The 7,874-nt window shown below is 41.9% G+C and carries 8 protein-coding genes; 6 read left to right on the top strand and 2 right to left on the bottom strand.

What is annotated here, in order from left to right; all coding sequences use genetic code 11:
* The 5 genes from EKM67_RS09985 to EKM67_RS09965 form a co-directional block, all read left to right on the top strand.
* Positions 1-1,171: acyltransferase (locus tag EKM67_RS09985; RefSeq protein WP_225417369.1), on the top strand; the 1,171-nt coding region annotated here is incomplete at its 5' end.
* Between the two features lie 48 nt (positions 1,172-1,219).
* On the top strand, positions 1,220-2,764 hold the full coding sequence (locus EKM67_RS09980; RefSeq protein ID WP_164506644.1) for an AMP-binding protein: 1,545 nt from the start codon (positions 1,220-1,222) through the stop codon (positions 2,762-2,764).
* Between the two features lie 70 nt (positions 2,765-2,834).
* A complete protein-coding gene (locus EKM67_RS09975; protein WP_164506643.1) occupies positions 2,835-3,842 on the top strand; it encodes an aliphatic sulfonate ABC transporter substrate-binding protein in 1,008 nt (335 codons plus the stop codon).
* Positions 3,843-3,855: 13 nt separating this feature from the next.
* Positions 3,856-4,620 carry an ABC transporter permease subunit gene (locus EKM67_RS09970; RefSeq protein WP_125578856.1) on the top strand — a complete coding sequence of 255 codons (765 nt, stop codon included), beginning with the start codon at positions 3,856-3,858 and terminating at the stop codon, positions 4,618-4,620.
* Positions 4,621-4,630: 10 nt separating this feature from the next.
* Positions 4,631-5,368 (top strand): ABC transporter ATP-binding protein, encoded by a 738-nt coding sequence (locus EKM67_RS09965; protein WP_125578855.1) that lies wholly within the window; start codon positions 4,631-4,633, stop codon positions 5,366-5,368.
* A gap of 201 nt (positions 5,369-5,569) precedes the next feature.
* On the opposite strand, the gene EKM67_RS09960 is transcribed toward EKM67_RS09965, so the two are convergent.
* Positions 5,570-5,881: a nucleoside triphosphate pyrophosphohydrolase family protein gene (locus tag EKM67_RS09960; protein ID WP_125578854.1), complete on the bottom strand. Its 312-nt coding sequence runs from the start codon at positions 5,879-5,881 to the stop codon at positions 5,570-5,572.
* Between the two features lie 443 nt (positions 5,882-6,324).
* Here EKM67_RS09960 and EKM67_RS09955 point away from each other — a divergent pair, with 443 nt between their 5' ends.
* Positions 6,325-6,786 carry a DUF5626 family protein gene (locus EKM67_RS09955; RefSeq protein ID WP_125578853.1) on the top strand — a complete coding sequence of 154 codons (462 nt, stop codon included), beginning with the start codon at positions 6,325-6,327 and terminating at the stop codon, positions 6,784-6,786.
* A 7-nt stretch (positions 6,787-6,793) separates the two neighbouring features.
* Here EKM67_RS09955 and EKM67_RS09950 read toward each other — a convergent pair whose 3' ends face one another.
* Positions 6,794-7,288 (bottom strand): helix-turn-helix domain-containing protein, encoded by a 495-nt coding sequence (locus tag EKM67_RS09950; RefSeq protein ID WP_125578852.1) that lies wholly within the window; start codon positions 7,286-7,288, stop codon positions 6,794-6,796.
* Positions 7,289-7,874 lie beyond the last annotated feature (586 nt).

Genomic DNA, 7,874 nt, shown 5'->3' with positions numbered 1-7,874 from the left:
AAAACTCCTTCCTAAGTGTACAAGCTTTGATTATTTGCTTGTCTACTTAAGTAGGAGTATAGCCGAAGTCGATTTTATGCGGGTGTTATTTGTATTTGGTGTGTTAAGCGTGCATACCATTACACTCTACAAAAAATTAATTCCTGCGGGAACTTGGCAACATTCGCTAATGAACAGTTTCCACCTATCCTTGCATTTCACGCGAATGGGGTTCATGTTCATCACCGGATTAGTTTTATTTCTGAACTACTATCATAAAGAGATCCATTTATTGCCGTTTTGGAAGAAACGCTATGTCACCGTGGGAATTCCTTATCTATTTTGGAATGCGGCTTATTTATTGTATGACGTTTGGCAGCAAGGATCATTTCGCTGGTCGACGTTCATGCCGAATTATTTCTGGCGAATTGTACGGGGCGATCGCTTTTATCTCTACTATGTGCTGGTAACCTTCCAACTTTATCTGGTGTTTCCTGCATTGGTGGCGTTACTGAAGAAGTTTGCGCCTTATCATCGGCAGATCTTAGCCGTGAGTTTCGTTTTCCAATTGTTGATCACGGTATTTATTAAATATTGGTTACCAGATCTCGACACCAGTTCATGGCCATATCTATTTTCACACTATGGCGTGTTCCTCTTAACCTATCAGTTCTACTTCATCGGTGGTGGGATCGTCTCGATCCATTATCAAGAAATTGGCCAGTGGATCGACGCGCACGGTAAATTATTGCTGAGTGCGTTTCTTGTTGGTTTGGTCCTGATCTGGTCCTATTATCCTTATAATTTTTATTACCTTGGTCTGACTTCAAAGGCGTCGATGTCGGTCCATCAGCCGGTGGTTTTATTATACGCAACGGTGGTTATCCTGTTCGTCACTTATCTCGGCCGCAGTTATGCACGCCATCGTCTAGAACCGGGCTATCGCAGATTGAATCAGTTCTTATCACTGGCTTCGAAATTGTCATTCGGTATTTATCTGACGCAATCAGCAAGCCTGACGTTGGTTGCACCTTGGGTTCCTCGACTAGTTACGAATAATTGGCTGCTGGTTTTCACATTGCCACTGGCCATAATCGTGGTCATCGCGATTTCGATGGGAATTTCATACATCTGTTTCAAGGTGCCAGTCTTAGCGCCATTGATCGGCCGACGGACTAAGAAGAAACGATGAGCGGTCTATTTTTTTAAAATTAAATGCAACATGAAGGAGTTCGTTCAGATGTCACAATTAACAGATTTAATTGAGCAGAAATTAAATGAAGCAACCGATAAACAAATCATCAAGGATTTAGCAACAGATGAATGGCTAACCAAGCAAGAACTTAACGATAAAATTGCAGAAGCAGTGCAGAAATTACAGGAATTAAATGTGACTGCCGGAGACCTGGTCTTGATCAGTCGCGAAAATACGGTGGAACATATCATCGTGTATCTGGCCGCGTTGAAATTGCGTGCCGTGATTTATGCGGTCAATCCCAACATGACAGCTGCCGAACTGGGTGACATTATCAACGCGCATCAATATGCGGCGTTGTTGCTGAGCAAAAATCATGAACAACTTGTCGCTGACCACAAACTGTCACCATTGACGTTCGAACCCGTGGCGTTAACGTCGAAATTAAATTTATGGACGGTCAGTGGTCAGACCCAAACGGATGAATTGCGGCCAAAGCTGAAAGCACCCACGAATGATGAATCGCGTTATGCCATCTTGCTTTACACTTCTGGAACAACTGGGAAGCCAAAGGGTGTTGGCTTAACTCACCAACAAGTTTATGCCGAAGTTCAAAATGTGATCTCGGCACACAGATTAAATGTAGAAGAAACAACGTTGTTATGCATGCCATTATTTCATATCAATGCACAAGTGATCGCCTTTTTATCAACGATTTGTTCTGGTGGTCAAATCGTTCTCGCTCAGAAATTCAGCGCGTCCCGTTTTTGGGGCTGGATCAACGACAATCATGTCACTTGGGTCTCCGCAGCACCCGCGATGATTTCAATTCTATTGAAACGAGATGGCGAAGGCACCGCACCAAGTTACTTACGTTTCGTCCGCTCCGCTTCAGCACCACTCGCGCCAACTTTTGCACAAGAATTTGAAAAGCGATTCAACGTACCTGTCATCCAGAGTTATGGAATGACAGAAGCAGCCAGTCAAATCTGTGTCAATCCTTTACCACCACTCGAACACAAAGTCGGTTCTGTAGGCTTGCCGGTCGGCGTGGAGTTGCAGATCATGGATGCGGATGATCAACCCTTGCCACATAATCAAATCGGCGAAATTTGTATTCGTGGCGCTAATGTCGTTACCGAATATATCGAAGCACTCAACCAAGATGATTTCCGCAACGACTGGTTCCACACGGGCGATGTTGGCTATCAAGATGTAGATGGCTATGTCTTTATCGTCGGTCGTTCGAAGGAATTGATCAATCGTAGTGGTGATAAAATCAGCCCTTACGAAATCGAAGATGTGATCGATCAACTTCCATTTGTCGCGCAAGCTGCCGCTGTTGGTCATCCAGATGATCTTTATGGTGAAACCGTCGCGTTATACGTGATGCTGACAGAGGACGCCACACAACCAGTTGGCGATTATATTGCCCAGATCAAAGATTACGCACAACAGAAATTGTCCCGCTTCAAGTGGCCAACAATTATTGCCGTAGTCGATGAATTACCGACGAGTGCCACCGGTAAAATTCAACGGACAAAAGTTAAGCAACTGGTTAAAAATCACCAGTTAGCACTGCGGAATTAAGATCAATTTTATAAAAAGCTACGTAACACGTAAAAAATTAATCAGGGCTTTATTGACGAGGTAGGAAATCTTGAGGAATAAACGGCAACGTCGATTTAAACTTGGCGTCATTATCGTTTTCAGCTGTTTGTGGATCTGGGGTGCGTTTGTTGGCTGGCGGAACTTGAACGTCAATCATAATACGACTAGCAAAGCAGACACGAGTCAATCAACCAAGTTGAAGAAAATTACGATCGGCTATCAAAAGGGTGACATTCTAGAAATTACGAAAGTGCACGGTAATTTGGATGCCGATATGAAAGAAAAAGGCTATCGGATCGTCTGGCGTTCTTTCCAAAGTGGCGCGGCTTTATTGCAGGCCTTAGCCACTGGCAACTTGGATTTCGGACGGACTGGTAATACGCCACCGATCACCTCGCAGGCTGCTGGAACCGACGTGGTGTACGTTGGGGCGGGCTATTCTAAATATAATGGGAGTGGTATTTTAATTCCCAACAGTTCGTCGATGACGTCAGTCAAGGATTTGGCCGGCAAGTCGATCGCAGTCAACAAGGGATCCAGTGCGCATTATTTGTTGGTACGTGCACTGGAAAGCGTAGGCTTGAGTATCGATGATGTGAAGCTTGTTTATTTGGATCCTTCGGCGGCACGAATTGCTTTTACCCAAGGGAAAGTTGATGCTTGGGCGATTTGGGATCCCTATACTGCCGATGCACAGATCAATGCGGATGCGAAATTATTGGTCAGTGGTAAAAATTATACGACCGATCGTGATTTCATTCTGTCGACGCGCGCGTTCACAAATAAACACGCGGATCTGACCAGCACGGTGGTTGATGGTGTGGCTATTGCGCTAGACTGGGCCAATGATAATAAATCCGAGTTAAGTAATCAACTGCAGAAATCTTTGAAACTCGATAAAGAAGTCACCGATTTAACGGTCAGTCGCCGAACTTATGGCGTTTCGAAATTATCGCAGAAAATCATTCAAGAACAACAAGAAATCGCGGATTTGTGGTATCGCTTAGGTTATATTGATAAAAAAATCGACGTCGATAAAAATGTCGTTGGGGATTAGGGGCGAATAAAACATGAAGAAGAAAATAACTTGGCAACGTTTATTGCCCATGCTAATTCCCATTTTAGTGCTGGCAGTCTGGCAACTATTATCGGTTCTCAAAGTGATTCCGACTAATATTTTACCCGCACCCTCAGCCGTGATCCTCGATGGCATTAAGCTGACGCAAAACGGCGAACTCACCCGAAATTTGACGATCAGTTTGTACCGGGCGACGATCGGGTTCCTGATCGGTGGTAGTATCGGTTTTGTTCTAGGTTTATTAAATGGCTTGAGTCGAATTAGTAATCTCTTGACAGATTCTTCCATTCAAATGTTTCGTAACATTCCGCATCTCGCTTTGATCCCGATGGTTATTTTGTGGTTTGGGATCGGCGAATCCGCCAAGATTTTCCTAGTGACGATTGGGGTGATGTTCCCCATTTATATCAATACACTCCACGGCATTCAGTCGGTCGATCCAGGTTTGATCGAAATGGGCCGCGTTTATCAGCTGAATAAGCGACAATTATTTAGCAAAATTATTTTTCCAGGTGCACTGCCATCAATTTTAGTCGGTGTTCGCTACGCTTTAGGTGTGATGTGGACAACTTTGATCGTTGCCGAAACGATTGCCGCCGATTCTGGGATCGGGTTCATGGCCATGAATGCCGAAGATTTCATGGATATGGAAACGATTGTGTTATGTATTGTGATTTATGCGATACTCGGTAAGCTTTCAGATGTGATCGTCAAATATTTAGAAGAATTCTTGCTGGATTGGCAGCAAACAGATTAGGGGAGTTAAGATGACAGAAGTTCCATTTATCGAAATACAACATCTCACTAAAAACTTCGGCGATCAACCTGTTCTTAATGATCTCAATCTAACTTTTAAGGCGGGCGAATTCGTGGCGATCGTCGGTCAAAGTGGTGGCGGGAAAAGTACGCTGTTGCGATTACTTGCTGGGTTAGACGAACCGACAAAAGGATCGATCACCGAAAGCGGCGAACAGGTTGAAGGCATCAATCGCCAAGCCAGAGTCATGTTTCAAGATGATCGTCTGTTGCCATGGCAAACGGTTTTAGAAAATATCAAATTAGGAACTACTGACAAATCGGATCTGGCATTAAAGACACTTTCTTTGGTTGGCTTAGCCGATTTTGCAGAAACTTTTCCAGATAAATTATCCGGCGGTCAAAAACAACGCGTGGCTTTAGCACGTGCATTGGTTGCCCAGCCACAATTATTATTGCTGGATGAACCTTTGGGCGCATTGGATGCCTTAACGCGTTTGAACATGCAAGAATTGATCGAACACGTTTGGCAGAAGAGCCCTGAATTGACCATGATTTTAGTGACGCATGATGTTGAAGAATCCGTTCGCTTAGCCGATCGCATTTTAGTCGTTAAGGATCACGGCATCGCCTTGGATCTTCAAGTTGGATTACCACGACCACGCCAAAATGATCAACCCCAATTCAATGAGATCGTTGATCAAATTTTAGGCGAAATATTGGAGCACGATAAGTTTAATGATGATTAAGTTGTGAGTAGCCATGGCTGGAATTGAGCATTAACGCGACTAAAGATAAAATCCCGCCTTTGGATTTAATCTTTAGTCAAGTTAAGCGGAAATTTCAATGGCTAAGAACACATTTAAAAAGCACAAAAAAACGCCTTTTTAAGTAAACAGACTTTATTTAGTCCGTCTACCTAAAAAGGTTTTTTTTGCTTACCTTTTGCGCTAGTCTAAATGTTGTTCCCGCGATCGTAAAAAGTCGGTGAGTGCTGCTTCTAAATCGATTTCGTTGGCGTCGGCTAAAGCACTCAGCCACCAAATCGATTCGGCAATTTTGTAGTCCAGCGAAAATTCAGTATTTTCAGATGGCCAACTCCCTTGTTGTGCCATCACTAAGCGGCCCACGAGACCAGCATCCGTCAGAAAGGCGAGAGCATCTTGCTCAGCTGACCAGGGTTTGCCATCTTGTTTGATTTCCAAGTTATGGTAGGCTGTGCGAATCTTGTGGGCGCGTTCAGTAAGTTCATTGATTTCCATAAAGTAACCTCGTTTTTAATTTAATTATGTTTATGGTTATTAAGTATAGCGTATTATTTGAATCTTGCCATTCTATTAAAAAAACGTCTACAAAGGAGTAACAACTTAACGGTCGTCTGTGTACTTATTTGTCGGAGTTAATTTTGTTAATTGTTTATGGCAGCCTATTCAATTTGTATGATATCTAAGAGCAAGCATTACTTGCGCAAGTAATGCTTGCTAGACAAAAGGTAGCATTGCGATTAGAATTTACTTTGATTAGAGTAGCGTTACAACAGATATAACGCCGACAAAATGGATATTACGGGGCTCGCATCTATGAGCGTTGGAGACAAGATTAGATTTAGTTGTGAGTGACCATGGATTGAAATTGAGCATTAGTCGGTTAAGCAGAAATTTCAATGGTCATGAATACGATTATTTTAGACGAGGAGATAGGTAGCATGAAAAAGATACTTTCGGTCATGATTTTATGTTTGGCTTTTATCTGTGTTTCAGCTAGAAATGATTCAGCAGCAACCATCGTTGAATCAGTGCCCAGTCTCGATTATAATTTAACGACCGGAGGCACGCAGTCTACTGAGGGCAACGATGAAGAAGGTCACTTGATCGAGATAACTGTATCAGAGGTCCCATCGTTTTTACGGATGGCAAACAAAACTTACACGGTTTCAAAGAAGGGGCTAGGTTGGCATGTCTCCTATGAAATTGGTGTAAAGAGTAACAAAATAACCACCGTATCTGGATTATCGGCAGTTGCGACGACAGGAAGTTTTACGTCATCAAAACTACAAAAGATTAGCTCAACCAAGGCGTCGTGGACGGCGGTTCGTAAAATTGGGATACTGTCTAATCATGTCTTTTGCACAGTTATTATCAGTAGCGGTTCAATGCGAATTAGTTAACTATATTTTATTTATAACTTGTAGTGCCAAAACCGAGGAAATCCGAAAATCCAGCGGATAACACATATATATTATATATCAAGGCACAAATAGCAATTAAGAGAATCAATCGCCAAAAACGATTGGTTCTTTTATTACGCCAAATAATGAACGGTGCAATAATGATACCCATTGGTGCGATCGGAAAAAGAATGCAGGAAAGTAGTAATAGAATAAGACTTTCTTCCGCAGGAGTATTGGTGGGTTGCTCAGTTTGTTTTTCTTCATTCTGTTTTTCCGGTAAACCCGGTTTTTGTTGTAACTTCACATTGTCGTTGACTATGTCAGCAAAATCGAAACCGTAAACGTCACTCAATAATTTAAGATTATCAATATCGGGATAACTTTTCCCATTTTCCCATTGCGAAATAGCCTGCCGGGTAATATTCAAACGCTGCGCAACTTCTGTTTGCGATAAGCCAGCTTGCTTGCGGGTAGTTCGTAAATTATTGCTCAAGTCCATGAATAACCGCCTCCAATGCTAATTTATTTATAGGAATATTGTAACATTTTTAATGTCATGAAGCTATATATATCAGTGAGGAAAGCGGTTATTTTGCTTGCGCAAGTAATGCTTGCTTGGCATATGTGATGTTATAGATTATTGTTAGCATGTAATCAGGAGAATAATGATGAAAGGAGGAAGAAGTAAGAATTTATCTTTTATGGAGGTGAAATAAGCGACCAGAATATAAAACGAAATATCTAAAATATCTGTTAGAAGTTTTTTTAGGAGCTTTATTGTTAAACCGACATCATTTGAAATTTTCATGCTAATATCATTGCAATTTCAGGTTAAGTTGTACCCAAAGGGATCCATATAGTTTCTATGTTTTATATGGAATATGGTCGGGTGCTAGACTACTGTAGATTACATTCACATTTTTGAAAAGTTAATTAGAAGTTATGATTGGTTATTTTGAATAAACAATTCTGCTTTTACGATATATTTTTCTATTTAATGGAGGAGTAATAAATAGAAAACCCGAGTTTACAATTCAAGTGCAACACCCTGTGACCTAGACCAGAGTAGACAAAAAGGCCATGAA

Origin of the sequence: Lapidilactobacillus mulanensis (genome assembly GCF_003946215.1) — a bacterium.
Taxonomy (GTDB): Bacteria; Bacillota; Bacilli; order Lactobacillales; family Lactobacillaceae; genus Lapidilactobacillus; species Lapidilactobacillus mulanensis.
This window is presented reverse-complemented; position numbering and strand designations above follow the sequence as displayed.

Bases quoted from the DNA above. Each gene is read 5' to 3' on its own strand.
- EKM67_RS09980 (WP_164506644.1), top strand. From the start codon at position 1,220: ATGTCACAATTAACAGATTTAATTGAGCAGAAATTAAATGAAGCAACC.
- EKM67_RS09970 (WP_125578856.1), top strand. From the start codon at position 3,856: ATGAAGAAGAAAATAACTTGGCAACGTTTATTGCCCATGCTAATTCCC.
- EKM67_RS09965 (WP_125578855.1), top strand. From the start codon at position 4,631: ATGACAGAAGTTCCATTTATCGAAATACAACATCTCACTAAAAACTTC.
- EKM67_RS09960 (WP_125578854.1), bottom strand. From the start codon at position 5,881: ATGGAAATCAATGAACTTACTGAACGCGCCCACAAGATTCGCACAGCC.
- EKM67_RS09955 (WP_125578853.1), top strand. From the start codon at position 6,325: ATGAAAAAGATACTTTCGGTCATGATTTTATGTTTGGCTTTTATCTGT.
- EKM67_RS09950 (WP_125578852.1), bottom strand. From the start codon at position 7,288: ATGGACTTGAGCAATAATTTACGAACTACCCGCAAGCAAGCTGGCTTA.